This is a genomic window from Micromonospora sp. LOL_024, from assembly GCF_048060415.1.
Lineage (GTDB): Bacteria > Actinomycetota > Actinomycetes > Mycobacteriales > Micromonosporaceae > Micromonospora.
The window spans coordinates 66930-90166 of the sequence record NZ_JBHMIS010000004.1 but is presented as its reverse complement, the minus strand read 5'-3'; the positions used below and the strand labels follow the sequence as shown (position 1 = coordinate 90166).

Below are 23237 nucleotides of genomic sequence, written 5' to 3'. Positions count from 1 at the left end.
CCGGACAGGTCCGGAATTAGAGCATGGTTGACCTCGAAGTCGGGACCGCTGGTCGTCTCCTCGGTGATCGAGGTTTCGGCCCTGGCCGCGCTGCTCTTGGCGGCGGTGGGAAACTCCCGCCTCTGGGCGCTCGCCCCGGCGGCGCTCGCGGCCGGTCTGCTGGCCTGGACGTGGCGCGGCGCGTTGCGCGGCGGACCGGCGGCCGCCGGGAAGGCGGTCGTGCCGCGAGTGCTGCTGCTCGCCAGCGCGTACCTGCTCGGCGCGGTGCACGGCGGTGTTGATCCCGCACTTGCCCTCGGTATCGCCGTCGCCGGCCTCGCGGTGCTCAGCGAGGAAGCCATGGCGACGTTGTCCCGTTCCGCCTACCCCGTCTCGGCGAACCTGCCCGGGACCGGCTCCGGGCCCTACCGCCGCCCGAACACGAGCAGGGCCGTCCTGGTCAACGGCGCTGCGGTCCTGGTGGTGCTCGCCTGCGCGTTCACCGACACCCTCGGGGTGATCGCGGCGGCGGTGGCGGCCGTGGCGCTCGGGCTGTCGCTCCTTACCGTGTACCAGGCACTGACCCGGGTTCGGGCGCGGCGCACCAGCGAGGCGAACCTGTCCGCCGCGCTGACCGCCTACGAGCCGGCCTTCGTCCTGCACTGGACCGCACCCGCGGGCACCGCCTACCAGATCACGATGTGGCTGCCCTACCTGGAACGCCTCGGGCGGAAGTTCTTCGTGCTGGTACGCGGCGAGGCCAACTTCAACGAGGCGGTGGCGCTCACCAAGGCGCCGGTGGTGTTCCGGTCCCGGCTGGAGGACATGGACGACGTGGTCACCCCGTCCATGCGGGCGGCCTTCTACGTCAACACCGCGACGAAGAACAACCACCTCATCCGCTACACCAACCTCACGCACATCCAGCTCAACCACGGCGACAGCGACAAGGTGCCGAGCTACAACCCGGCGTTCCGGATCTACGACAAGAACTTCGTCGCCGGTCAGGCCGCAATCGACCGGTTTGCGGCCAACGGTGTGAGCATGCCGGCAGAGATGTTCAGCGTCGTCGGGCGGCCCCAGGTGGAGAACGTCGCCGTCGCCGCCAAGCCGATCGCCTCGATCGCCAATCCCCGCGTCCTGTACGCCCCGACGTGGTCCGGGTTCTACGCCGACTCCAACTACTCGTCGCTGCCGGTCGGCTACGACATCATCAAGGCGCTGGTCGCGCGGGGGTGCAGCATCGTCTTCCGGCCGCACCCGTACAGCCGGGGGTCTGCGGTGTTGAACAGGGAATGTGAGCGGATCCAGGCGTTGCTGGTCGAGGACCGTCGGGTCAACGGGCGGCAGCACGTGTTCGGTAAGCAGGCCGAGTCGAAGATGTCGGTGGTGGACTGCTTCAACGCTTCGGACGTGCTGGTGTCGGACGTGTCTAGTGTGGTGGCCGACTACCTGTACTCGGAGAAGCCGTTCGCGATGGTCGCCGTTTCGACGTCGGCGACCACGTTCACCGACCACTTCCCGCTCGCGCGGGTCAGCTATGTGATCGATGCGCACGGCGGCCGGCTACAGGGACTCGACGGGGCCCTCGACGACCTCCTGAACAGCGATCCACTCGCCGCCACCAGGCAGGAGCTCAAGAAGTACTACCTCGGTGACATCCCGGGGGAGCGGTACGCCCAGCACTTCCTCGACGAGGCGTCGCGCTACCTCTGATTGCGCGAGCGGCCACGGTCGGCCCCGACCCAGCGGCAACGCCGGGTCGGGGCCGACCTGTCGTACCGGCCGTCAGGGCCGGGCCGTCGACCCCGCTGCGGTGTCGGTAGGTGGGCAGGACGGCTGGTTCCACCGGAGGATCACCCGGCGGCCGTGTTCGTGACCGAGCAGACTGAGGGTGGCGGTGTCGAGGCGGAGCAGCCCGCCCGCCGACGGTGGCAGGCCGATCCACCGGGCGCCCAGCACACGCAGCGAGTGCGCGTGTCCGACCACGGCGACGGGACCCCGGTCGAGCAGGGGACGTAGTTTGGCGAGCATCCGGTCTACGCGTTCACCGATCTCGCTGGGTGACTCCCCGCCGGGACACCCGTCGGACCAGACGCTCCAGCCGGGGCGTTCGTCGTGGATCTCGGCGGTGGTTCGCCCCTCGTACTGGCCGTAGTTCCATTCGGCCAGGTCCTCGTCGGTTTTCGTGACGGGCAGACCGGCCAGCTGTGCCGTGCGGAGTGCCCGCGTTCGCGGGCTGGTCAGGACGGCGACGAACCGCCGGCCGGCGAGGGTGGGGCCGAGCCCGCGGGCCTGCCGCTCGCCGTCGGGGGTCAACTCCAAATCGGTGTACGAGGTGTGTCGGCGGCTGGCGCTCCAGGTGGTCTCACCGTGCCGGACGAGGAGGATCTCGCTCATTGCGGTGCTCCGCTTCGCTCGGGCATGGGCCCAGTCAACCAGGACTGCGTGCCACGTGGGCCCGTCGACGGCACTGGCCGAAGAACCGGGCAGCCGTCGTCATTGCCCCCACGACCTCCAGATGCTCAGCGATTTCGGTGGTGTGCCCGCCTTGCCGCTGACCGTGATCCCAATAGTAGCTAGGGTCCTAGGATGCTCATTCGGGTGTGCGGACGAGTACCAGAGCCGTGACGAACTACACCTAGCATCCTAGGATGCATTAGCGGACGTGCGCCGCACCCCTCGGAACAACAGTTTCGGCCACCGAGAGCAGGGGACACCAGAGGAAAGCGGAGCGCAGCGCGCGAGCCGCCGAGAAACGCAGGGAGGCGACATGAGCTTCACCGACAAGGCGAAGAACAAGGTCGAGGAACTGAGCGGCACCGCCAAGGAGCGCATCGGCGACATGACCGACAACGAACGCATGCGCGCCGAGGGTGCCTCCGAGCAGGGCGAGGCCCGTGCCCGTAAGGCCGGCGAGAACGTCAAGGACGCGGGACGTGACGCGAAGGACGCCTTCGGCCGGTAACGGGTGCACCGGTAGGGGCGCCGGACCAGCCGGCGGCCCTACCGGTGCGAGTCGCGGCTCAGGCGTCGCGGTGGGCCTGCCACCAGCGCTGTCCGACCTCGGGCAGGGTGTCGATCGGGTCGTAGTAGGCGTACCTCTTGCTGAGCGCCGCGAGGTCGGCGGACTCGATGGAGGTGCGGTAGTTCTTCGTCCAGTAGGAGATGCCGCGTTCGCGGTCGTACTCGGTGACCATGTGTACCCAGCGCTTTCCGACGAAGGGCACGTCACAGACGATCCGGGGAGTTGCGTAGCCCGGCAGGTAGCCCATGATGTCGTGCTGGAGCTGCTGGGCGCGCCAGACGGGGACCCGCCAGTGCTCGGCGTTGGGGATCATGTCGCACATGTAGAAGTAGTAGGGCAGGATGCCGGCCTCGCCCTGTAGCGCGAAGCAGAGGTCGAGCAGGTCGGTGTTCGTGGCGTTCACCCCGCGCATCAGGACGCCCTGGTTGCGTACGTCGCGGACGCCGACGTCGAGGGCGGTCTGGGCGGCCTTGGCGACCAGTGGGGTGAGCGACTGGGTGTGGTTGACGTGAGTGTGGATGGCCAGGTTGACGCCGCGGCGGGCGGCGGTGCGGCCGACGCGTTCAAGGCCCTCGACCACGTCGGGCTGCAGCCAGTGCTGAGGTAGGCCCATGAGGGCCTTGGTGGCGAGCCGGATGTCGCGGATGGTCTCGATCTCCAGCAGCCGCATGAGGTACGCCTCGAGGTTGCGCCACGGCACGTTGGCGACGTCGCCGCCGGAGACGACGACGTCGCGGACGCCGGGGTGGCCCCTCAGGTAGCTGATGTGGGCGTCGTAGCGGTCGACGGGCTTGAGGGTGAGCTTGAGCTTGTCGACGGCGGGGGTCGAGTTGCCGACCAGGTCCATGCGGGTGCAGTGCCCGCAGTACTGCGGGCAGGTGGAGAGCAGCTCGGCGAGGACCTTGGTGGGGTAGCGGTGGGTGAGCCCTTCGGCGACCCACATGTCGTGTTCGTGCAGCGAGTCGCGGGCGGCGTACGGGTGCGACGGCCAGTCGGTACGCCGGTCGGAGGCCACCGGGATCATGTATCGCCGGATCGGGTCGGCAAGAAGTGCCTCGGTGGTGACCGGGGCGAACGGCACCATCGTGTTGATCATCTGTGGGGTCACCAGCATGGACATGGTGGCAAGGGCACGTTGGTCGGCGTCGAGATCGGTGTAGAGGCTCTCGTCGACGGTGTCACCGAGTACGGCGCGTAGCTGTTTGATGTTCCTCACGCAGTTGACGCGCTGCCACTGGGCGCTTTCCCATTGGTCGCGGGTCACCGTGCGCCAGCCGGGGAAGCGGGTCCAGTCGGGTTCGACCAGGGGAGTGCGGCGGTACTCGTAGGGCTGGCTGCTGAGCGTGGTGGCGGGGGCCGGCTCCGGTGCCGGGATGGTCTGCACCGGCGGTCGGGTCTGGGTCACGGCCCCTCCTCTGGCTTGTGTTGGTGATCAGTGAAACGCAAGGCTACTGGAAAATATCCGGCGTAGAAATTAGTCTGCCGTAAGTTTTCCCGCTGCGCGAGTCCATGTCCGGGCTTCAGGCGGTCGAACAGGGGAGGTCGGCGTTGACATCACCAGTGGGTCTGCATCGCGTCCTGGAACCGGCAGGGGTGCTGCCACAGGCCGCCTGGCGGTTGGACGTTCGACCCGAGCCCGCGCCGAACGAGGTGCGAATCCGCGTCGAGCGGCTCAACCTGGACGCGGCGAGTTTTCGGCAGTTGTCCGGCAGGCACGGCGGGAACGGTGACGCGGTCCGCGCCGAGGTCCTCGACATCATCTCGACGCGGGGCAAGATGCAGAACCCGGTGACCGGTTCGGGTGGCATGCTCGTCGGCACGGTCGAAGAGTCCGGGCGGCGCTCGCCGTTGGGGCTCAAGCCCGGTGAGCGGGTGGCCACGCTGGTGTCATTGACGTTGACGCCGTTGGTGGTGACCGACGGGTTGGCCCGCTGGGACGGGCGCAGCGAACAGGTCCCCTGTGACGGGTACGCGATCCTGTTCGCCCGGTCGATAGCGGCGGTGCTGCCGGCGGACCTGTCGCCGGATCTGTCCCTGGCGGTGTTGGACGTGTGCGGCGCGCCGGCTTTGACCGCCCGGGTGGTGTCGCGGTACGTGGCGCAGCGGGCGGCCGAGGGCGACGTCCGGCCGGTGTCGGTGGCGGTGCTCGGCGGTGCGGGCAAGAGCGGCTCGCTGTCGTTGGCGGCGGCGCGGCGGGCCGGTGCCTCGCGTACGGTCGGCGTGGTGCCGGTGGCGGCGGAGCGTGTCGCGCTGGAGGCGGCGGGGCTCGCCGACGTGGTGGCGCAGGCTGACGCCCGGGATCCGGTGGCGTTGTCGACGGCGGTGACGTCGGCGCTGGGGGTGCCGGCGGACGTGACGGTTGTCTGCGTGGATGTGCCGGGCTGCGAGCATGGTGCGGTGTTGGCCACCGGGGACGGCGGCACGGTGATCTTTTTCTCGATGGCGACGAGTTTCGCGGCGGCGGCCCTGGGCGCGGAGGGTCTGGCGGCGGACGTGACGATGCTGGTGGGCAACGGGTATGTGCCGGGCCATGCGGAGTTGGCGTTGGGGCTGTTGCGCGGTGAGCCGGGGGTGCGTGGGCTCTTCGAGGCCAGGCTGGCGGCAGACTGAGGCCATGACGAACTACCCCTCGACGTTGTACCGCGCCGGTGTGCTGCACTGCCCGGCGGACCCGTCGGCGACGGCGCTGTTGGTCCGTGACGGGCGGATCGCCTGGTTGGGTGCGGATGCGGACGCGCCTCCGGCCGACCGGGTGGTGGATCTGGATGGTGCGCTGGTGACGCCGGCGTTCGTGGACGCGCATGTGCATGTCAGTGATACCGGTTTGGCGCTGTCGGGCCTGGATCTGTCCGCCGTGCGGTCGGCCGGTGAGTTGCTGGACGCGGTGTCGGTGTTCGCCGCGGGGCTGCCGGCGGAGGCGGTGGTGTTGGGGCACGGCTGGGACGAGTCGACGTGGTCGGTGCCGCAGCCGCCGGGGGCGGTCGAGTTGGGGCGGGCGGCCGGAGGGCGGCGGGTGTATCTGTCGCAGGCTTCGATCCATTCGGCTCTGGTGTCGTCGGCGTTGCTGGCGGCGTGTCCGGAGGTGGTGGCGGTGCCCGGGTACGACGGGTCGGGATGGGTGCGGCGTGACGCGCACCATGTGGTGCGGGCGGCGGCGCGGGCGGCGGTGACGCGGGTGCAGCGGGTCGCGGCGCAGCGGGTGGCGTTGGGGCGGGCGGCGTCGTTGGGGATCGCGGCGGTGCATGAGTGTGGGGGGCCGGAGATCTCCGACGAGGAGGATTTCACCGGTCTGTTGGCGATCTCGGGGGCGGGGTTGCCGGAGGTGTACGGGTACTGGGGTGAGTTGGGTGGTGCGGCGCGGGCGCGGGAGTTGGGTGCGGTCGGTGCTGGTGGGGATCTGTTCGCCGACGGGGCGTTGGGGTCGGGTACGGCGCATCTGTCGCGGGCGTACGCCGATGGTGTGGGTTGTGGTCACGGTTATCTGAGTGCGCAGCAGGTTTGTGATCATCTGTTGGACTGTGCGACGTACGGGATGCAGGGCGGGTTCCATGCGATCGGGGACGCGGCGATCTCGACGGTGCTGGAGGGTTTCGCGGCGGCGGCGCGGCGGCTGGGTACGGAGCGGGTGCGGGCTGCGCGGCATCGGATGGAGCACGCGGAGATCATGGATCGGCGGTTGATCGCCGGGTTCGTGGAGTTCGGGGTGGTGGCGTCGGTGCAGCCGGCGTTCGACCGGTTGTGGGGTGGTGCGGGCCGGATGTATGAGACGCGGCTGGGGTTGGCGCGGTCGTTGGCGTCGAATCCGATGGGGGCGATGCACGGGGTCGGGGTGGCGTTGGCGTTCGGTTCGGATTCGCCGGTGACGCCGTTGGATCCGTGGGGGTCAGTGCGGGCGGCGGTGGCGCACCACAACCCGGTGCAGCGGATGAGTGTGCGGGCGGCGTTCGCGGCGCACACCCGGGGTGGTTGGCGGGCGGTGCACCTGGACAACGAGGGGGTGCTGGCGTTGGGGGCGCCGGCGACGTTCGCGGTGTGGTCTGCGCCGGCGGGGGTGGAGCGGGGGTTGCCGGTGTTGCAGGCCGAGGATCTTCAGGTGCGGGGGGTGGATGATCCGACACCGTTGCCGGTGTGTCGGGCCACGGTGCTGCGTGGTGCGGTGATCTACGAGGAAGGGGCTTCGTGAGCGGGCTGAGCGGGTTGGGCGTGGGTGTGCGTCGGTGCGGTGGGGTGGCGGTGTGACGGGCAAGCTGGGTCTGGATCCGGTGTTGGTGGCGCGGGCGCGGGAGTTGGCGCGTCGGGCGGGGCAGCCGGTGGTGGAGTTGGCGCGCAGCCACACCACGGTGTCGGTGGAGCGGGCGGTGCTGCGGTTGGCCGGGGTGGCCGGTGCTGATCCGGACGGCATTCCGTGGGTGAACCGGCTGGTGGATGCGGTGGTCGCGGACGTGGGGTTGGGGCACGGGGTGGCGTTGCCGGTGTTCGACGCGCTGGTGCGGGAGCAGATCACCGATGTGACGTTGCTGGCGCAGAAGGCCGCGGCGGGGTCGGTTCGGTTCGTGGTGCCCTCGGGTGGGGCGGCGACGGCAGCGCGTAGGGCTGCTCGGCGGGCGGTGGGGGTGGGGGTTCGGCAGGTTGACCGGCGGCGGGTGGAGCGGGATCGCCTGGTGCGGCGGTACGGGGATCCGCGGCAGCGGCCGTGGATTTATCTGATCGTGGCGACGGGGGACATCTACGAGGACATTCCGCAGGCGCAGGCGGCGGCGCGGGCGGGGGCGGACGTGATCGCGGTGATCCGGTCGACGGGGCAGTCGTTGTTGGACTATGTGCCGGAGGGGGCGACCCGGGAGGGGTTCGCGGGTACGTATGCCACGCAGGAGAACTTCCGGTTGATGCGGGCGGCGTTGGATTCGTCGTCGAAGGAGTTGGGCCGGTATGTGCGGTTGACGAATTACGCGTCGGGGTTGTGCATGCCGGAGATGGCGACGTTGGCGGGTTTGGAGCGTCTGGACATGATGCTCAACGACTCGATGTACGGGATTTTGTTTCGGGACATCAACCCGATTCGTACGTTCGTGGATCAGCGGTTCTCCCGGCAGGTGCATGCGCGGGCGGGGATCATCATCAATACCGGTGAGGACAATTATCTGACCACCGCTGACGCGGTGGAGGAGGCGCACACGGTGACGGTGTCGCAGTTGCTCAACGAGTATTTCGCGCATGAGGCGGGGTTGGCGGACCGGCAGTTGGGTCTGGGGCACGCGTTCGAAATCAATCCGGAGGTGCCGGAGTCGTTCCGGTTGGAGTTGGCGCATGCGTTGCTGGCTCGGGAGTTGTTTCCGGATGCGCCGTTGAAGTGGATGCCGCCGACGAAGCACATGACCGGTGACGTGTTCCGGGGCAATCTGCTGGACGGTTTCTTCAACCTGGTGGGTGCGATGACCGGGCAGGGGATTCTGTTGGTGGGGATGATGACCGAGGCGGTGGTGACGCCGTGGTTGTCGGATCGGGACATCGCGCTGCAGAACGTGCGGTACGTGTTGGGTGCGGCGGGTGGTTTGCATGAGGATTTCGTGCCGGCGTCGGGCGGGTTCATTCAGCAGCGGGCGCATCTGGTGCTGGGTGAGGCGGTGCGGTTGTTGCAGCGGATCGGTGAGCAGTCGTTGTTGACGGCGATCGCCGAGGGCACGTTCGGGATCATGAAGCGGCCGGCGGATCGTGGTAAGGGTTTGGCCGGGGTGGCGCGGCATGAGGTCGGCTACTACAACCCGGCCACCGAGATTCTGGAGCGGCCGGTATGAGTGGTGCGGTGGTGCGGCCGTACGGGGACACCACCGGTGACGGCATGGTGCAGGTGTCGTTCACGTTGCCGGTGGCCCATGACAAGCGGGGCGAGGGTGCGGCGGTCCAGTTGGCGAACCGGATGGGCATTGACCCGGCGATGCTGGTGCACGCGAAGCAGATGGGTGACGGGTTCACGTTCTTCGTGGTGTACGGGCGGGTGAACCATCTGGTGGATCTGTCGGCGGTGCGGGTGTTGGAGCGGGACTTTCCGTTGCTGAGCGCCAGGGAGGTCAACGCGGTCGTGAAGCGTGGGCTGCGGCGGAAGTTGTCGGTGGTGGGGGCGTGTATCGGCACGGACGCGCACACGGTGGGCATCGATGCGATTCTCAATGTGAAGGGCATCGCGGGGGAGAAGGGCCTGGAGTACTACCGGGAGTTGTCGGTGACGAACCTGGGTGCGCAGGTCAGTGTGCCGGAGTTGGTGGAGGCGGCGCGGGCGGTGCGGGCGGATGCGGTGTTGGTGTCTCAGGTGGTGACCCAGCGCGACGCGCATCTGCACAACACGAGGGAGATGTCGGCGGCGTTCCGGGAGGCCCTGCCGGCGGGTCGGCGGCCACTGTTGATCGTGGGTGGGCCGCGGTTCGACGAGTCGCAGGCGGCGGAGTTGGGGGTGGATCGGATTTTCGGTCGGGGTACCACTCCGGGTGAGGTGGCGTCCTACCTGGTGCATGCGTTGGTCGGCAGGAAGGTGAAGGTGGCATGAGGGAGCGGGATGTCCGGCTGGGGTTGACGGTGACGCATCGGCGGTATGTGCCGTACGGGCACGCGCACTATGCGGGAAATCTGGTCGACGGCGCGTACGCGTTGGGTCTGTTCGGGGATGTGGCTACCGAGGTGTGTATCCGGACCGACGGCGACGAGGGGCTGTTCGCGGGGTATTCGGATGTGCGGTTCCATGCGCCGGTGCGGGCCGGTGACGTGGTGGAGGTGACCGGTCAGGTGAGCCGGGTGGGTACCCGCAGCCGCACGGTGGAGTTGAGTTGTGTGGTGGTGTGTCGGGGCCGACCGGAACGGGGTGAGTCGGCCGCGGAGGTGCTCGACGTGCCGTTGGTGGCGGTGACCGCCACCGGCACCGTGGTCGTGCCGGCGGCGTGAGCGTCGCGGTCTGCGCCGACGTCGGCTCGACGTACACGAAGGTCGCTGTGGTGGATCTCGACGGCGGTGGGTTGGTGTCGGCGGCGGCGGCGCCGACGACGGTGGGCACGGATGTGCTGTGGGGGCTGGATGCCGCGGTCGCGGCGGCGACCGTGGGTCTGGGTTGCGGTGACGTGCCGTGGTATGTGTGTTCGTCGGCTGGTGGTGGGCTGCGGTTGGCGGTGGTGGGATATGAGCCGCTGGTGACGGCGCAGGCGGGCCGGCGGGTGGGTCTGTCGGCGGGGGCGGACGTAGTGCACGTGGCCGCCGGTCGGTTGGAGTTGTCGGCGTTGCGGGCGGCCCGTCCGGATGTGGTGTTGCTGGTGGGCGGCACCGACGGTGGGGACGCGGACACGCTGAGGCACAACGCGGTTCGGTTGGCGCGGGCGCGGTGGCGGGTGCCGGTGGTGCTCGCCGGCAATGTGGACGTCCGTGCGGAGTTGCAGGCGGTGCTGGCCGGCGCGGGGGTGCCGGTGACGGTGGCGGACAACGTGTTGCCGCGGATCGGGGTGTTGGCGCCGTTGTCGGCGCGTGCGGCGATCCGGCGGGTGTTCCTGCGGCATGTCATCGGCGGTAAGCGGTTGTCGCGGGGGGGCCGGTTCGCTCGGCTGGTGCGGGCGGCAACTCCGGATGCGGTGTTGACCGGGGTGGAGGCTCTGGCCGATGTGGTCGGTGGTGACCTGGTGGTGGTGGACGTGGGTGGAGCCACCACGGACGTGTACTCGGTGTTGACTCCCGATGAGCGGGCGGATGGGCCGGGCCGGGAGGTGGCCGGCGCAGTGTGGCGGGCCCGGACCGTCGAGGGGGACCTGGGGATGCGGTGGAGTGCTCCTGGGGTGGTGCGCGCCGGTGTCGAGGAACGGCTGGTGGGGGTGGGGGAGCAGGACGGGTTGGCGGCGGAGGCGGTGCTCCGTGCCGCTGAGCCGGGTTTTCTGCCGTCGGATGCCGTGGGGCGGGCTGTCGACGCGCGGATCGCGGGGTTGGCGGCGACGGTGGCGTTGCGTCGGCACGCTCGGGGGGTGGGTACCGGGGAGCGGGCGGGTCGGGATCTGCGGGATGTGCGGCTGCTGGTCGGTTCGGGTGGTGTGTTGCGGCATGCCCCTCGCGGCGAGGCGGTGGGGGTGTTGGTCGCGGTGCTGGGCGATCATGCTGGTGGGTGGGCGCTGCCGCGGTCGGCGCGGTCGGTGGTGGACACCGACTATGTGCTGGCCGCCGCGGGGCTGCTCGCGGCGGATCATCCGGTGGCGGCACGGGCGTTGCTGAGTCCTCTCTGTGGTTGAGGAGCGGCGACACGCCGGGGCGGTGGCGGCGACTCGTCGGGGGTGGGTTGACAAGGCTGGGGGTGTGGCACGTACCGTCTTTGAGTCCTACCACGGGAAGCGGCTGTTGTTCGCTTCGTCCCTTCGTCCGCTGGCCGAGCGACATGGTGTACGTCAAAGTCGCGGCGGCCAGGTCCAGCGGGCGGGGGTCGGCGGGGCGGCGCGAACCGGCCGCGGTTACCGGTGTTTGGCGGGGTGAGGTGCACGGCCAGTAGACAACGGCCCGACGGGGACAGCCAGTCGCCGTCCGGTCGGTCCGAAGGTCGGGGTGCCGCATTCGGCCGCATCGGCCGGGAGGGGCCTGGGAGCATCGGGGCGTGGCATATGCCGCGCCCCGACTTCGTGTCCGCCCGGTGGCCGGTTCAGGTGGTGGTGGGGCGGGTCCGCACGTGTAGGCGTTCGCCCTGCGGGCCGAACAGGTTGAGTACTTCGGTGGGTTCGTTGCCGGGGTTGGCGACGCAGTGCGGTACTCGGGTGTCGAATTCGGCGACCTCGCCGGGTGTGAGCGTGAGGTCGTGGTCGCCGAGGTGTAGCCGTAGCTGCCCGGAGAGCACGTACAGCCATTCGTAGCCCTCGTGGGACTGGGGTTGCGGGTCGGTGGGGGTGTGTGGGGGCAGGATCTGTTTGAACGCCTGGAGGCCGCCGGGGCGGCGGGTCAGTGGCAGGAATGTCATGCCGTGGCGGACGATGGGGCGGGCCCGTACCCGTGGGTCGCCGACGGTCGGCGCGCCGACCAGTTCGTCCAGTGGCACCTGGTGGGCGCGGGCCAGCGGCAGGAGGAGTTCCAGGGTGGGGCGGCGGTGTCCGGATTCGAGTCGGGACAGGGTGCTGACCGAGATTCCGGTGGTGTCGGCGAGTTCGCTCAGGGTGGTGCCGCGGTGTTTGCGTAGGGCCCGCAGGCGGGGGCCGACCGCCGCCAGCACCGCCGCCTCCTCGTTTGCCATAGCAGCAACATTACTTTTCTTCGTTCGTGGTCGGTCGCGGGGTGGGGGTCGACAGGCGGCGGGGCCGCGTGCTGTCCGCCCGCCGCCGCTGGTGCTCGTGCCGGCCGTGCCGGTGGGTGGTTTCGGTGCCGTCGCTGGGCGGCGGCGTGGACCTTCGGGTCGCCCGGGTAGCCTTCGGCGCGTGATCGCGCCCGACTCGCCCGTGACGACCGTGGACCGCGCCGCCGGGTCCAGCCCGCCGGCTCGACCGGCTCGACCGGTTCGGCTGCCGCTGGCGGTGGCGCTGGCGCTGGCGGGCGGGTTGGCGCTGCTGGTGGCGTTCCCCCCGTACGGGTGGTGGCCGCTGGCGCCGGTCGGTGTGGCACTGCTGGCCGCCGCGACCCACCGGCGGCGGTGGCGTGCCGGCGCCGCGTTGGGCTTCCTGACCGGTCTGGCCCTGTTCGCGCCGTTGCTGGCCTGGACGAACCTGCACACCGGCTACCTGCCGTGGGTGCTGCTGTCGCTGTTGCAGGCCGGCTATCTGGCGCTGCTGGGTGCGGCCACGGCGTGGGTGTCGCCGCTGGCCGACCGGTTCCCGGCGGGCTGGCCGGCGCTGACCGGCGTGCTGTGGGTGGGGCAGGAGGCGCTGCGTGACCGGACCCCGTTCGGCGGGTTCCCGTGGGGGCGGCTGGCCTTCGGTCAGGACGGCTCGCCGCTGCTGCGGCTGGCCGCGTTGGGTGGCGCGCCGCTGGTGACGTTCGCGGTGGCGCTGACCGGCGGGTTGCTCGTCACGGGGCTCTGGTGGCTGCTGCGGGCGCGTCGAGCGGCCAGCGGCAGGTGGTGGGCGCCGACGGCCGGTTGTGCCGCGGCGGTGGTGTTGGTGCTCGCCGGTGGGCTGCTGGTGCCGGTCGCGACGACCCGTCCCGGTGCGTCGGTCACGGTGGCCGTCGTGCAGGGCAACGTGCCCCGGCTCGGCCTGGACTTCAACGCCCAGCGGCAGGCGGTGCTCGACAACCACGTCGACGCCACCATCGACCTGGCCGGTGAGGTCGCCGCCGGCGGTACGCCGCGCCCGGACCTGGTCGTGTGGCCGGAGAACTCCAGCGACATCGACCCGCTGCGCAACCCGTCCGCCGGGGCGCGCATCTCTGCCGCCGCCGACACCGTCGGCGTGCCGATCCTGGTCGGCGCGGTGCTGTTCGGGCCGGAGCGGGGACAGGTGCGCAACGCGGGGTTGTTGTGGCGTCCGGGCAGCGGACCCGACCTGGAGCAGCTGTACATCAAACGGCACCCGGTGCCGTTCGCCGAGTACGTGCCGCTGCGCGGTATCGCCCGGATGGTCAGTGACCAGGTCGACCGGGTACGGGCCGACTTCGTGGCCGGCACCGAGCCGGGGGTGATCGACACCGGGTCTACGGTGCTCGGCGACGTCATCTGCTTCGAGGTCGCCTACGACGGGCTGGTCCGGGACACGGTCGTCGGCGGGGCGCAGCTGCTGGTGGTGCAGACCAACAACGCCACGTTCGACGTGGCCGAGGCGCGCCAGCAGTTGGCGATGGTGCGGCTTCGGGCGGTGGAGCACGGCCGGCCGGCGTTGATGGCCTCGACGGTCGGGGTGTCCGGGTTCGTGACCCCGGACGGGCGGGTAAGCGATGCCACCGGGTTCAACACCCGCGCGGTGGTGGTGCGGCAGTTGCAGCTGACCGGCGGGCGCACGCTGGCCACCCGGGTGGGGGTGTTGCCGGAGGTGGTGCTGGCCGGGCTGGCGGTGGCCGCGTTGGCTGGGGCGGCGGTGCTGCGGCGCCGGTGGGCCGGTCGGGATGGACGGGCGGCCGGCGGCCCGGGGTGAGGGGGCAGCGGTGGTGCACAGGACCGACATCCGTCCTGGGGTGACGGGGGTGCCCGACGTGGGTCGGGTGCTGGTGGTCATTCCGACGTACAACGAGGCCGACAACGTCGCGGCGATCGTGCGGCGGGTTCGCGAGGCCGCACCGCAGGTGGAGATTCTGGTCGCCGACGACAACAGTCCGGACGGCACCGGCGAGATCGCCGAGGGGATCGCCCACGCCGATCAGCGGGTGCACGTGCTGCACCGGGAGGGCAAGCAGGGGCTCGGCGCGGCATACCTGGCGGGGTTCGCGTGGGCGCGACGGCGTGGCTTCGACGCCGTGGTGGAGATGGACGCCGACGGCTCGCACGCCCCGGAGGATCTGCCGGCGCTGCTGCTTGCGGCCCGCGACGCCGATGTGGTGATCGGGTCACGGTGGACCAGGGGCGCCCGGGTGGTCAACTGGCCGTGGCGGCGGCTGCTGCTGTCGCGGTGCGGCAACATGTACGCGCGGCTGGCGTTGGGTATGCCGCTGGCGGACGCCACCGGCGGCTACCGGGTGTACCGGGCGGGTGTGCTGGACGCCCTGGATCTGGAATCGGTGTGCTCTCAGGGATACTCGTTCCAGGTGGAGCTGTCCCGGTTGGCGCACCGGGCTGGGGCACGGATCGTGGAGGTGCCGATCACGTTCGCCGAGCGGGAACGTGGTGCCAGCAAGATGAGCCCGCTGATTGTGGCCGAGGCGCTGTGGCGGATCACCGGGTGGGCGGTGTCCGACCGGCGTACCGCGGTGCGCCGGGGCCTGCGCGCCGCCACGGCGGGACAGGCTCGGTGGCCCTGAGCGGAGCCGTGTCATGCTGGACGGGACGCCTGCGCCCGCCGGCACGGCGGTGACGACGAGGCGTCGTGAGGCGGATGGGGTGATATGCGCCGAGCACTGAGGTTCGTACCGTTGGCCCTTCTGGTGTCCGTGGCCGCGGAACTGGCCGTGTTCGTGCTGGTGGGCCGGGTGGTCGGCTTCGGTGCGGCGACGCTGCTGGTGTTCGCGGCCTCGCTGTTGGGGCTGGTGCTGCTGCGCCGGGAAGGCATCCGGGCGTGGCGAGGGTTCCGGGAGGCCGCGCAGTCCGGCCGGCCGCCGGGCCGGCAGGTGACCGACGGGTTGGCGGGGCTGCTGGGGGCGTTGCTACTGGCGGCCCCGGGGTTGGTCAGTGGCCTGGTCGGGTTGGTGTTGCTGGTGCCGCCGGTGCGGCGGCTGGCGCGAGGCGGCATGCAGCGCACGGCCGAGCGGCGGGTGTCGTCGATGGCCGCCGGTGACCTGTTCGGTCCGCGCCGGGTGCGGGTGTACCAGGGTGGAGCGCAGCAGCCGGCGGGCGGTCCGCCGCAGTCGGGTGCGCCGCCGTCGCAGCCCGCGGCCGGGCCGGGACAGCCGGCGGCGGAGCAGGGCGGCGCCATCGAGGGTGAGATCGTGGAGCCGCGCAACAGCTGAACAGACGCATCACGACGCCCCCGGGAAGCGATCTCCCGGGGGCGTCGTGTTGGTGTGGGTCAGCCGCGACCGCGGCGGGTGCGGACCTCCTGCAGCCGTTCGGCGAGGATGTCCTCCAACTCCGCGATCGACCGCCGTTCCAGCAGCATGTCCCAGTGGGTACGCGGCGGCTTGGCCTTCTTCTGCTCGGGCTCGTTGCCGTCGACCAGCCGGGCCACGCTGCCGTCGAACTTGCACTCCCAGGTGGTCGGCACCTCGGCGTCGACGGCGAACGGCACCTCGAACTGGTGGCCCTTGGCGCACAGGTACTCGCGGGTCTGCCGCGGCGCGAGCTCCGTGTTGCGGTCGGATTCATAGCTGACCGCGCCCAGCCGGCTGCCGCGCAGCATACGCTCGCCCATGATCGACTTCCCCTCTTCGGTGGTGCAGGTCCTATCGGTGTAACGGTCCGCCGCCGCCGGGCCATTCCCATGGCCACGCCTCGACGGCCAGCCCCCGGGGTGCGCAGTCAAGGGTAACCGGCCACACCGTACGCCCGGCGGGGTGCGTCCCGGCCGGGTCGTCTCGGCAAACCGTCGCCGCCAGCGGAGATGGTAACCGGCTCCGGAGCCGGCCGTGGCGTGAGCGGGCGAAGTGAGGGTTTGGCGAGGCGTCGACCGCGGGCGAAACGCCGCCCATGCCGCCATCCACGTCCGCTGCGGCACGTTCGGCTGCCCCCGCCCGCAGGTGGGGTCAGGGGGAAGGAGTCAGGCGGGCCAGGGCGGCGGCGAGGTCACCCACCTGGCCGGCGAGTTGAGCGGTCCGCTGCCGGGACTCGTCGCGGTCGGCCTCGGTCTCACGCAGGCGTACCGTCAGCTCGGCCAGGCGGCCCTCGGCGGTGCTGGCTGCCGACCGGGCGGTCTCCAGGTCGGCGCGCAACGTGCTGATCCGGTCGGTGGCGGCGGTCAGTTCCTCATCGGCCTGGCGGGCCGCCTGCTGCGCCCGGTCGCGGTCGACGTCGGCCTGCGCGCGGGCCGCCTCGGCCCGTTGCGCATCGGCGCGGGCCCCGGCGGCCAGCGCGGAGGCCCGCTCGGCAGCGGCGGATGCCTGCGTGACAGCTGTCCGGGCCTGTTCGATGTCGGCGCGGGCGTGCTCGGCGTCGATTCGCAGCGCGCCGATGTCGGCCCGCAGCCGCTCGGCCTGCGCGCCCGTGTCGGCGGCGGCCCGTCCGGCGCGCTCGGCGTCGGCGCGGGCGGCGTCGCGTTCGGCGGTCAGCTCGGTCGACCGGCGTCGCTGCGCGTCCAGGTCGGCGAGCAGCGACGCCAGCTGCGCGCGGACGCTGTCCCGGTCGGACTCGGCCTGCGCCCGTAGCGCCTGTGCGGCCGCCGTCGCCCGGCTGGCCTCGTCGCGCGCCGCCTCGGCCCGCTCGGCCCGCTCGGCGGCCGCCGCCGCCAACTCGCCGGCCCGGGCGGCGTCGGCCCGGGCATCCTCGGCCTGGGCCGACGCGGCCCGCGCCTGCCGGCGTTCCCGCTCGGCGCGGGCGGCGGCGTCCTCGGCCGCCCGCAGCGCCTCGTCGCGCTCGGTCTGCGCCGCCGCGACCTCGCCGGCCGTCTCCGCGCGGACCTGCGCCACCTGCCGCTGCACCCCGGCCGGGGACAGTTCGGCGTGCAGCGCCTCGGTGAGGGTCTCCACGATCTGGTCGAGCCGATCCACGGCCTCCCAGGTGCGGGCCACCTGACCGGGCAGGCCGGGGGCGTTGCGGTGACGCATCCGGCTGTTGCGGGAGGCACGCTGGCAGGTGCCGTCGTTGTCCCGGCAGTACCGGAACGGGCGGCCCGCGCCGGCGCGTTGCGGCACGTCACGGCCGCAGTGGGCGCAGGGGCGGTACTCGGGGGTGTGCTGGGCGTCCATCGAACGGGCAGTCTAGTGGGCGGTCTGCGCGGTGAACGCCACCTCGGTCGCCTCGTGGGCGGTCAGCCGCAGCACCGTCTCGCCGTAGGGGCTGCGCACCAGGAGTCGCTGCGTCGCCGCCGAGACCAGTCGGGCGCGTACGGTGCCGGGCTGCCAGGCCAGTTCCGCCACGGTGATCCGCCCCGGGCAGGTGACTCCACGAAGGGTGCCCCCGGGCAGTCCGGGCAGTGGGGCCGGTAGCAGCCGCAGTTGGCCGGGGCGGCCCTGCACCAGCGACTCGATCAGCACGGCCGGCAGGGTGTGGGCGGCATCGGCGTTGTAGGTGACCCGTCCGGGGTTGTGTGCGCTCATCAGCGACCGGAAGAACATGTCCCGGCCGATGATCTTCAGGAGGTTCGCCTGGACGAGCGGCCCGTCGTGCAGGCGAGCGGCGACCAGCGCCCGGTGCAGGCTGCCGTGGGCGGACAGGTCCTCGTCACCGCGGCGCCGCAGCGCCCGATGCGCCGCCACCGCCAGCTCCGGGGTGTCCTCGGGGGTGATCTCACCGAGCGGCCACACCGGATACAGGTGGCTGACGTGCCGGTGGTTCTCGTCGGCGCGGTAGCCGGGCCAGGCCCACTCTGCCAGCGCCCCGTCCTGCCCGACCCGGTACGCGGGCAGCCGTCCCGCCAGGCGTACCCACCGGTGCTCGCCGGTCAGCGCGGCGGCCACGGTGAACGCGTGCCGCGCCGCGGCGATGTCCATCGTCGCGTTCACCGCCACGTGCACCGGGACACCCGTCGCGTCCAGCGGCCCGGTCTCCGCCGAGTACGACGGCACGAACCCCAGCGTCCCGTCGGCGCCGGTGACGGTCAGCACGTCGGCGAGGAACTCGGCCACCTCCACCAGCCAGCCAGCCACCTCGCCCAGCGGCTCCCCGGTCACCAGATGCTGCTCGTACAGCGGCAGCAGCAGCCAGTGGGCGCCGGGCAGCCACGCCGCGAACGGCCAGTCCGGGTGCAGGTGGAACAGGTGGCCGTGCTCGCCGTCGGTGCGGCTGGGCGCCAGCAGACCGCGGGCGCCGTACACGGCGCGGGCGTTGCGCCGCCAGTCGTCGACCTGGCCACGCACCAGCCGGGCGTGGGCGGCGGTGACCTCCGGCAGGGCGCCGACGGTCGCCGTGGCCAGCTGCAGGTTCAGGTTGGCGTCGGTGGTGAAGTCACCCGCCCAGGCGGCGCCCCACGAACCGAGCCACAGGCCGGTCAGCCGGGGTGGCAGCACCCCGCTGGCACTGTGCAGCAGGTACCGCCCGGCGTGGAACAGCCGCTCCAGCAGGGCCGCGTCCGGCGTGTGCGGGTTCGCGGCCTGCCTGGCCAGCAGCTCACCCACCGGCAACGCGCGCTGCGTCGCCGGCACGTCCAGGTCCAGACTCACCCGCCGGTACGCCGGTGCGTGCCGGGCCGTGTGCCGGGCCAGCAGGACGCCGTAGCGGGCGTCGCGGTGCCCGGCCAGCCGACGCGCCAGCACAGCGGTGTGCCATCGGGTCTCCGGACGGTCGAGCACCGTCAGCAGCAGGGCGGGCCCGTGCACCTGAACACCGTCGGCGTCGACGGTCACGTCGCCACGCAGCAGCGTCAACCCCTCGAAGCCGTACGCGCCGCCGGCACGCGGGTAGCGGCCCCGCACCCGCAGCAGGACCAGCCCGTCGCGCCGGTACGCCGACACCGCGTAGCGCACCGAGGCGGGCCGGCCGGGCAGCTCACCTGTCGCGCCGACCCGGCAGTCACCCATGTCCAGCTGGGTGACGATCAGCCGATCGGCCCGGGAGACGAACGAGCGGCGCTGCCCACCAGCCCACTGGATGACCACCTCGCCGGTGTCGAAGTCGGTGTGCCGGCGGTAGTCGGGCGCGCCGTCCGGTTCGCCGACGGCGTCGATGGTGAGGGCGAAACCCGGATGGAACGACTGTGTCCAGCGCAGCACCCCGTCGCCGGCCAACAGCCGGCTGGCCTCGGTCCGTCGATCGTCGAGGATCAACTCCCGGATCCGGGGCAGCAGGGCGGCCAGCCGTGGTGGGCGGGCCTGCCGGGTGCCGTTGGGCAGCACGAAGCGGTGGTGGTTGACCACGATGCGTTCCGAGTGGGGCTGCCCGTGCACCATGATCCCGTACTCGCCGTTGCCGGCGAGGAACGCGTCCTCCCACCCGGCTGCCGCAGCCATGTCCCAGATCTGGTGCACCGGACCGGTCACCGGGCAGCCGCCGAGCCGTCGCCCACCGGCACCGGCACGGCGGGTGCCGTGGCCGTGCTGTCCCGGACGGTCAACCGGGGTTCCAGCAGGGTCACCTCAGGCACCGGCTCCTCGTGCAGCTTGCGCATCAGCAGCGACACGGCCTGCCGGCCGATCTCCTCGGCCGGCACCGGCACCGAGGTCAGGCGCGGGCTCGCGTGCTCGGCGAACTGGTCCGGGCAGACCGCCACCACCGACACGTCGTACGGCACCCGCCGGCCCAGCCCGACCAGCGTCGCCTGCACCGGACCGACCGCCGCCTCGTTCTGCACCACCAGCCCGGACAACTCGGGATGCCGGGTGAAAAGCTCCACCACCCGGGCGTGTACGTCGGTGGCGTTCTCCTCGCAGGGCTCGGTGACCGCGTCGACGCCGTGCCGCTGCGCCGCCTGCACCACCCCGGCCCGGGTCCGGTGCGCGAACCCGGTCTCCCGGTCGTAGACGGCGCCCGGCGCACCGAGCAGCGCGATCCGCTGGTGCCCGAGTCCGGCCAGGTGCTCCACGCACACCTGGCCGGCGCGGTGGAAGTCCAGGTCCACACAGGTCAGGCCGCCGGTTTCGGCGGGCAGGCCGATCAGGACGCTGGGCCGGCCCAACTCCCGCAGCAACGGCACCCGTGCGTCGCGCAGCTCGACATCCATCACCAGGACCCCGTCGACGAGGGCGCCGGCGGCGATCCGGCGCAGCCCCTCCGGGCCTTCGTCGGAGGTGAGTAGCAGCACGTCGTGCTCGTGGCGGCGGGCGGAGGTCACCACGGCCGTGGCGAACTGCATCACCACCGGCACCTGGATGCCCGACCGCAGCGGCAGCACCAACGCGATCACGTTGGCGCGTCGGCTGGCCAGCGCCCGCGCCCCGGCGTTCGGGTGGTAGCCGAGCAGCCGGATGCTGGCCAGCACCCGGCTGCGGGTGAGTTCGGAGATGGCCCGCTTGCCGCTGAGTACGTACGACACGGTGCTCACCGCGACACCGGCGTGCCGGGCCACGTCGGCGATCGTGGGCTGACCGGACGGCACGCGTCCGCGCCCGCTCACCTGGCCCCGCTCGCGCTGTGCAGCCGCGCCGCCCGACCGGCCGCCGGGCCGCGTACCGTGACGGCGCCGACCAGCCGCACGTCGGCCGCGGAGCGCCCGACCAGCACGGTGTGGGTGGCGTCCTCCACCACGTGGGCGCCCTGGTCGGTGTCCCACCACCCCAGCTCGCCGGTGCGCAGCCGCAGCGTGACGGTGCGCCGCTCGCCGGGAGCCAGGAGCAGCCGGGCGAAGTCCCGCAACTGCCGCAGTGGCTGCTTGACGCGGGAGCGCCGTTGCCGGGTGTACAGCTGCACCACCTCCTCGCCGACGCGGTCACCGGTGTTGGTGACGTCCACCCTCACCTCGACCTCCTCGCCGACGCTCACCGTCGCCGCGCTCAGTGACAGGTCGCTGTAGTCGAAGCTGGTGTAGGAGTGCCCGTGTCCGAACGGGTACAGCGGTTCACCCCGGAAGTACAGGTAGGTGGCGTCGGCGCCGATCACGTCGTAGTCGAGCAGGTCCGGCAGGTCGGCGGCGTCGGCGTACCAGGTCTGGGTGAGTCGGCCGCCGGGCTCGGCGTCGCCGAGCAGCACGTCGGCCAGCGCGCTGCCGTGTTCCTGCCCGCCGTGCGAGGACCACAGCAGCGCCGGCAGGTGCTCCCGCGCCCAACCGAGGGCGTACGGATAGCTGCTGGTCACCACCAGCACGGTGCGCGGGTTCGCGGCGTGCACGGCCCGCAGCATCGCTTCCTGCCGGGCCGGCAGCGCCAGGTCGACGCGGTCCTCGGTTTCCCGTCCGTTGACCATCGGGTGGTTGCCCAACGTCACCACCGCCACGTCGGCGGCGGCAGCCAGCGCGGCGGCCTGCGCCACGCCGTCGACGACCAGGTCGATACCGAAGGGGGTGCCGGCGGACGTCCCGTGGCCGGCGACCCGTAGTCGCCCCTCGTCGTCGACGGTGACGTACCGGTCGGTGTCCAGGTGACGCAGCAGCACCGTGCCGTCGGGGAGCGGGTCGAACTGGAAGGTCTCCCGGACCACCCAGCCGCCCGGCCCCGCGCGGTCGTTGACGAGACCGCCGTCGTCGGTGGCGCCGACGTGTCGGCCGTTGCTGACGGCCCGCAGCGCCACGGTGTCGTGTCCCCAGTCGTAGACGTCGAACCAGGTGGCCTCGGCGTCCACGGTGAGCGGCCCGCCGGCGGTGCCCTCGGGGCACCGCACGTACCGGTCACCGACCCGCAGGGCGATGCGGTCGGTGCCCGGATGGGTGGTGACCTCCGGCAGCCGCCCGGCCAGCCCCTCGTACGCGGTCACCGCGTACGGCAGGGTGCCGCTGTACCAGTCCTGGTGGACGACGTCGGCCTGCGGGCCGAGCACCGCGAGCCGCGGCCCGCAGGTCAACGGCAGCAGCCCGGTGTTGCCCAGCAGCACGAACGACTGGCGGGCGGCCTCCCGGGCGAGTTCCCGGTGGGCCGGACAGTCGACGACCTCGGTGCCGGTGCCGGCGTACGGGTCGGTGTGTGGTGGGTCGAGGTCACCCAGCCGCAGCCGCACGGAGAGGATGCGGCGGACCGCCCGGTCCACGTCGGAGGTGGCGAGCAGGCCCCGCCGCAGCGCCTCGGTCAGTCGTTCGCGGGTGGGTGTGCTGTCGGCGTCGTCCTCGGTGAAGCTGTCGATGCCGGCGCGTAGCGCGGCGGCGTACCCGCTGACGTGGTCGGCCAGGTGGCCCTGCGCTTCGGCGATGTTGGTCACCGCGCCCGCGTCGCCGACGACCATCACCTCGTCGGGCGCCCAGCGGCGCAGTTCGCCGTCGATCAGTGGGCTCAGGTGGGCCGGCACCCCGTCGACCAGATTGTAGGAGGCCATCGCGGCGACTGCCGCGCCGGCGGCGATAGGTGCGCGGAACGCCGGTAGCTCGTACTCGTGCAGCACCCGGGGTGGCAGGTCGCTGGAGGTGGTGGCCCGGTCGGTCTCGTTGTTGTATCCGAGGAAGTGCTTGACGGTGGGGGCGGTACGCAGGCGCTCGGGATGATCGCCGCGCAGGCCCTCGGCGTAGGCGGTGGCGAGCCGGCCAATCAGCCACGGGTCCTCCGACCAGCCTTCCTCGTTGCGTCCCCAGCGTGGGTCGCGCAGCGGGTTGACCACCGGCGCCCACACGTTCAGGCCGACCCGGCCGGGGTCGGCGTGGTGCTTGGCGCGCACCTCGCTGCCGACGGCGACGCCGACGGCGCGTACCAGCTCGGGGTTCCAGCTGCTGGCCAGGCCGATGGCCTGGGGAAACACGGTGGCGGGGCCGAGCCAGGCGACACCGTGCAGGGCCTCGGTGCCGGTCCGGAAGGCCGGTAGGTCGAGCCGGGGTACGGCGGCCTGCCACTGGTGCAGCAGGCCGATCTTCTCCGACAGGGTGAGCCGGGCCAGCAGGTCGTCGATCCGATCACGGGCGCAGGGCGTGGTGCGGTCGGTCATGGTGCATCGCCTTCCAGTGCCCGGCACGCCGGTTGTCGAAGCGCTTCGACTGCGGATGGCCGAGCG

Annotated in this window: 19 protein-coding genes; 11 read left to right on the top strand and 8 right to left on the bottom strand. The window is 71.9% G+C overall.

Going from position 1 to position 23237, the window contains the following annotated elements:
• Positions 1-27 precede the first annotated feature (27 nt).
• Complete coding sequence (locus tag ACFHWY_RS07535; RefSeq protein ID WP_416579381.1) at positions 28-1695, top strand: CDP-glycerol glycerophosphotransferase family protein; 1668 nt, start codon at positions 28-30, stop codon at positions 1693-1695.
• A 72-nt stretch (positions 1696-1767) separates the two neighbouring features.
• Here the strand turns inward: ACFHWY_RS07535 and ACFHWY_RS07530 are convergent, their stop codons facing one another.
• The gene (locus tag ACFHWY_RS07530) at positions 1768-2379 is read right to left on the bottom strand and encodes a histidine phosphatase family protein (RefSeq protein WP_416579380.1); all 612 of its coding nucleotides are present in this window, start codon (positions 2377-2379) and stop codon (positions 1768-1770) included.
• Positions 2380-2752: 373 nt separating this feature from the next.
• On the opposite strand from ACFHWY_RS07530, the gene ACFHWY_RS07525 reads away from it, so the two are divergent.
• On the top strand, positions 2753-2947 hold the full coding sequence (locus ACFHWY_RS07525) for a CsbD family protein (RefSeq protein WP_416579379.1): 195 nt from the start codon (positions 2753-2755) through the stop codon (positions 2945-2947).
• A 58-nt stretch (positions 2948-3005) separates the two neighbouring features.
• On the opposite strand, the gene ACFHWY_RS07520 is transcribed toward ACFHWY_RS07525, so the two are convergent.
• Complete coding sequence (locus ACFHWY_RS07520) at positions 3006-4412, bottom strand: KamA family radical SAM protein (protein WP_416579378.1); 1407 nt, start codon at positions 4410-4412, stop codon at positions 3006-3008.
• A 143-nt stretch (positions 4413-4555) separates the two neighbouring features.
• On the opposite strand from ACFHWY_RS07520, the gene ACFHWY_RS07515 reads away from it, so the two are divergent.
• Genes ACFHWY_RS07515 through ACFHWY_RS07490 form a run of 6 tightly spaced genes read left to right on the top strand, consistent with a single transcriptional unit; the run spans position 4556 to position 11259 of the window.
• A complete protein-coding gene (locus tag ACFHWY_RS07515; RefSeq protein WP_416579377.1) occupies positions 4556-5617 on the top strand; it encodes a zinc-binding alcohol dehydrogenase in 1062 nt (353 codons plus the stop codon).
• A gap of 4 nt (positions 5618-5621) precedes the next feature.
• Complete coding sequence (locus ACFHWY_RS07510; protein WP_416579376.1) at positions 5622-7190, top strand: amidohydrolase; 1569 nt, start codon at positions 5622-5624, stop codon at positions 7188-7190.
• A 52-nt stretch (positions 7191-7242) separates the two neighbouring features.
• On the top strand, positions 7243-8802 hold the full coding sequence (locus ACFHWY_RS07505; protein WP_416579375.1) for a lysine 5,6-aminomutase subunit alpha TIM-barrel domain-containing protein: 1560 nt from the start codon (positions 7243-7245) through the stop codon (positions 8800-8802).
• Positions 8799-9548 (top strand): OAM dimerization domain-containing protein, encoded by a 750-nt coding sequence (locus ACFHWY_RS07500; RefSeq protein WP_416579374.1) that lies wholly within the window; start codon positions 8799-8801, stop codon positions 9546-9548. Before ACFHWY_RS07505 ends, ACFHWY_RS07500 begins: the two co-directional genes overlap by 4 nt.
• Positions 9545-9940 (top strand): hotdog domain-containing protein, encoded by a 396-nt coding sequence (locus tag ACFHWY_RS07495; RefSeq protein ID WP_416579373.1) that lies wholly within the window; start codon positions 9545-9547, stop codon positions 9938-9940. The genes ACFHWY_RS07500 and ACFHWY_RS07495 overlap by 4 nt, the downstream gene beginning before the upstream one ends.
• Positions 9937-11259 carry a glutamate mutase L gene (locus tag ACFHWY_RS07490; RefSeq protein ID WP_416579372.1) on the top strand — a complete coding sequence of 441 codons (1323 nt, stop codon included), beginning with the start codon at positions 9937-9939 and terminating at the stop codon, positions 11257-11259. Before ACFHWY_RS07495 ends, ACFHWY_RS07490 begins: the two co-directional genes overlap by 4 nt.
• 401 nt (positions 11260-11660) lie before the next feature.
• Here the strand turns inward: ACFHWY_RS07490 and ACFHWY_RS07485 are convergent, their stop codons facing one another.
• Positions 11661-12242 (bottom strand): helix-turn-helix domain-containing protein, encoded by a 582-nt coding sequence (locus ACFHWY_RS07485; RefSeq protein WP_416579371.1) that lies wholly within the window; start codon positions 12240-12242, stop codon positions 11661-11663.
• Positions 12243-12444: 202 nt separating this feature from the next.
• On the opposite strand from ACFHWY_RS07485, the gene lnt reads away from it, so the two are divergent.
• The 3 genes from lnt (at position 12445) to ACFHWY_RS07470 (ending at position 15535) form a co-directional block, all read left to right on the top strand.
• Entirely contained in the window at positions 12445-14070 is a 1626-nt protein-coding gene (gene lnt, locus ACFHWY_RS07480; RefSeq protein WP_416579544.1) for an apolipoprotein N-acyltransferase, read from the top strand.
• Positions 14042-14890: a polyprenol monophosphomannose synthase gene (locus ACFHWY_RS07475; protein ID WP_416579370.1), complete on the top strand. Its 849-nt coding sequence runs from the start codon at positions 14042-14044 to the stop codon at positions 14888-14890. The genes lnt and ACFHWY_RS07475 overlap by 29 nt, the downstream gene beginning before the upstream one ends.
• 84 nt (positions 14891-14974) lie before the next feature.
• The gene (locus ACFHWY_RS07470) at positions 14975-15535 is read left to right on the top strand and encodes an FxsA family protein (RefSeq protein ID WP_416579369.1); all 561 of its coding nucleotides are present in this window, start codon (positions 14975-14977) and stop codon (positions 15533-15535) included.
• 59 nt (positions 15536-15594) lie between these two features.
• Here ACFHWY_RS07470 and ACFHWY_RS07465 read toward each other — a convergent pair whose 3' ends face one another.
• The 5 genes from ACFHWY_RS07465 to ACFHWY_RS07445 all read right to left on the bottom strand — a co-directional run bounded on the left by ACFHWY_RS07465 (position 15595) and on the right by ACFHWY_RS07445 (position 23171).
• Positions 15595-15936 carry an RNA polymerase-binding protein RbpA gene (locus ACFHWY_RS07465; RefSeq protein WP_357148888.1) on the bottom strand — a complete coding sequence of 114 codons (342 nt, stop codon included), beginning with the start codon at positions 15934-15936 and terminating at the stop codon, positions 15595-15597.
• A 331-nt stretch (positions 15937-16267) separates the two neighbouring features.
• Positions 16268-17425: a hypothetical protein gene (locus ACFHWY_RS07460; RefSeq protein WP_416579368.1), complete on the bottom strand. Its 1158-nt coding sequence runs from the start codon at positions 17423-17425 to the stop codon at positions 16268-16270.
• A gap of 12 nt (positions 17426-17437) precedes the next feature.
• Positions 17438-19654 carry a glycosyl hydrolase family 95 catalytic domain-containing protein gene (locus ACFHWY_RS07455; protein WP_416579367.1) on the bottom strand — a complete coding sequence of 739 codons (2217 nt, stop codon included), beginning with the start codon at positions 19652-19654 and terminating at the stop codon, positions 17438-17440.
• Positions 19651-20727 (bottom strand): LacI family DNA-binding transcriptional regulator, encoded by a 1077-nt coding sequence (locus ACFHWY_RS07450; protein WP_416579366.1) that lies wholly within the window; start codon positions 20725-20727, stop codon positions 19651-19653. Before ACFHWY_RS07450 ends, ACFHWY_RS07455 begins: the two co-directional genes overlap by 4 nt.
• Positions 20724-23171, bottom strand: coding sequence for a beta-glucosidase family protein (locus tag ACFHWY_RS07445; protein ID WP_416579365.1), 2448 nt, complete (start codon positions 23169-23171; stop codon positions 20724-20726). The genes ACFHWY_RS07450 and ACFHWY_RS07445 overlap by 4 nt, the downstream gene beginning before the upstream one ends.
• Between the last annotated feature and the right edge of the window lie 66 nt (positions 23172-23237).

Bases quoted from the DNA above. Each gene is read 5' to 3' on its own strand.
- ACFHWY_RS07465 (WP_357148888.1), bottom strand. From the start codon at position 15,936: ATGGGCGAGCGTATGCTGCGCGGCAGCCGGCTGGGCGCGGTCAGCTAT.
- ACFHWY_RS07460 (WP_416579368.1), bottom strand. From the start codon at position 17,425: ATGGACGCCCAGCACACCCCCGAGTACCGCCCCTGCGCCCACTGCGGC.
- ACFHWY_RS07475 (WP_416579370.1), top strand. From the start codon at position 14,042: ATGGACGGGCGGCCGGCGGCCCGGGGTGAGGGGGCAGCGGTGGTGCAC.
- ACFHWY_RS07470 (WP_416579369.1), top strand. From the start codon at position 14,975: ATGCGCCGAGCACTGAGGTTCGTACCGTTGGCCCTTCTGGTGTCCGTG.
- ACFHWY_RS07485 (WP_416579371.1), bottom strand. From the start codon at position 12,242: ATGGCAAACGAGGAGGCGGCGGTGCTGGCGGCGGTCGGCCCCCGCCTG.
- ACFHWY_RS07510 (WP_416579376.1), top strand. From the start codon at position 5,622: ATGACGAACTACCCCTCGACGTTGTACCGCGCCGGTGTGCTGCACTGC.
- ACFHWY_RS07495 (WP_416579373.1), top strand. From the start codon at position 9,545: ATGAGGGAGCGGGATGTCCGGCTGGGGTTGACGGTGACGCATCGGCGG.
- ACFHWY_RS07445 (WP_416579365.1), bottom strand. From the start codon at position 23,171: ATGACCGACCGCACCACGCCCTGCGCCCGTGATCGGATCGACGACCTG.
- ACFHWY_RS07525 (WP_416579379.1), top strand. From the start codon at position 2,753: ATGAGCTTCACCGACAAGGCGAAGAACAAGGTCGAGGAACTGAGCGGC.
- ACFHWY_RS07530 (WP_416579380.1), bottom strand. From the start codon at position 2,379: ATGAGCGAGATCCTCCTCGTCCGGCACGGTGAGACCACCTGGAGCGCC.
- ACFHWY_RS07500 (WP_416579374.1), top strand. From the start codon at position 8,799: ATGAGTGGTGCGGTGGTGCGGCCGTACGGGGACACCACCGGTGACGGC.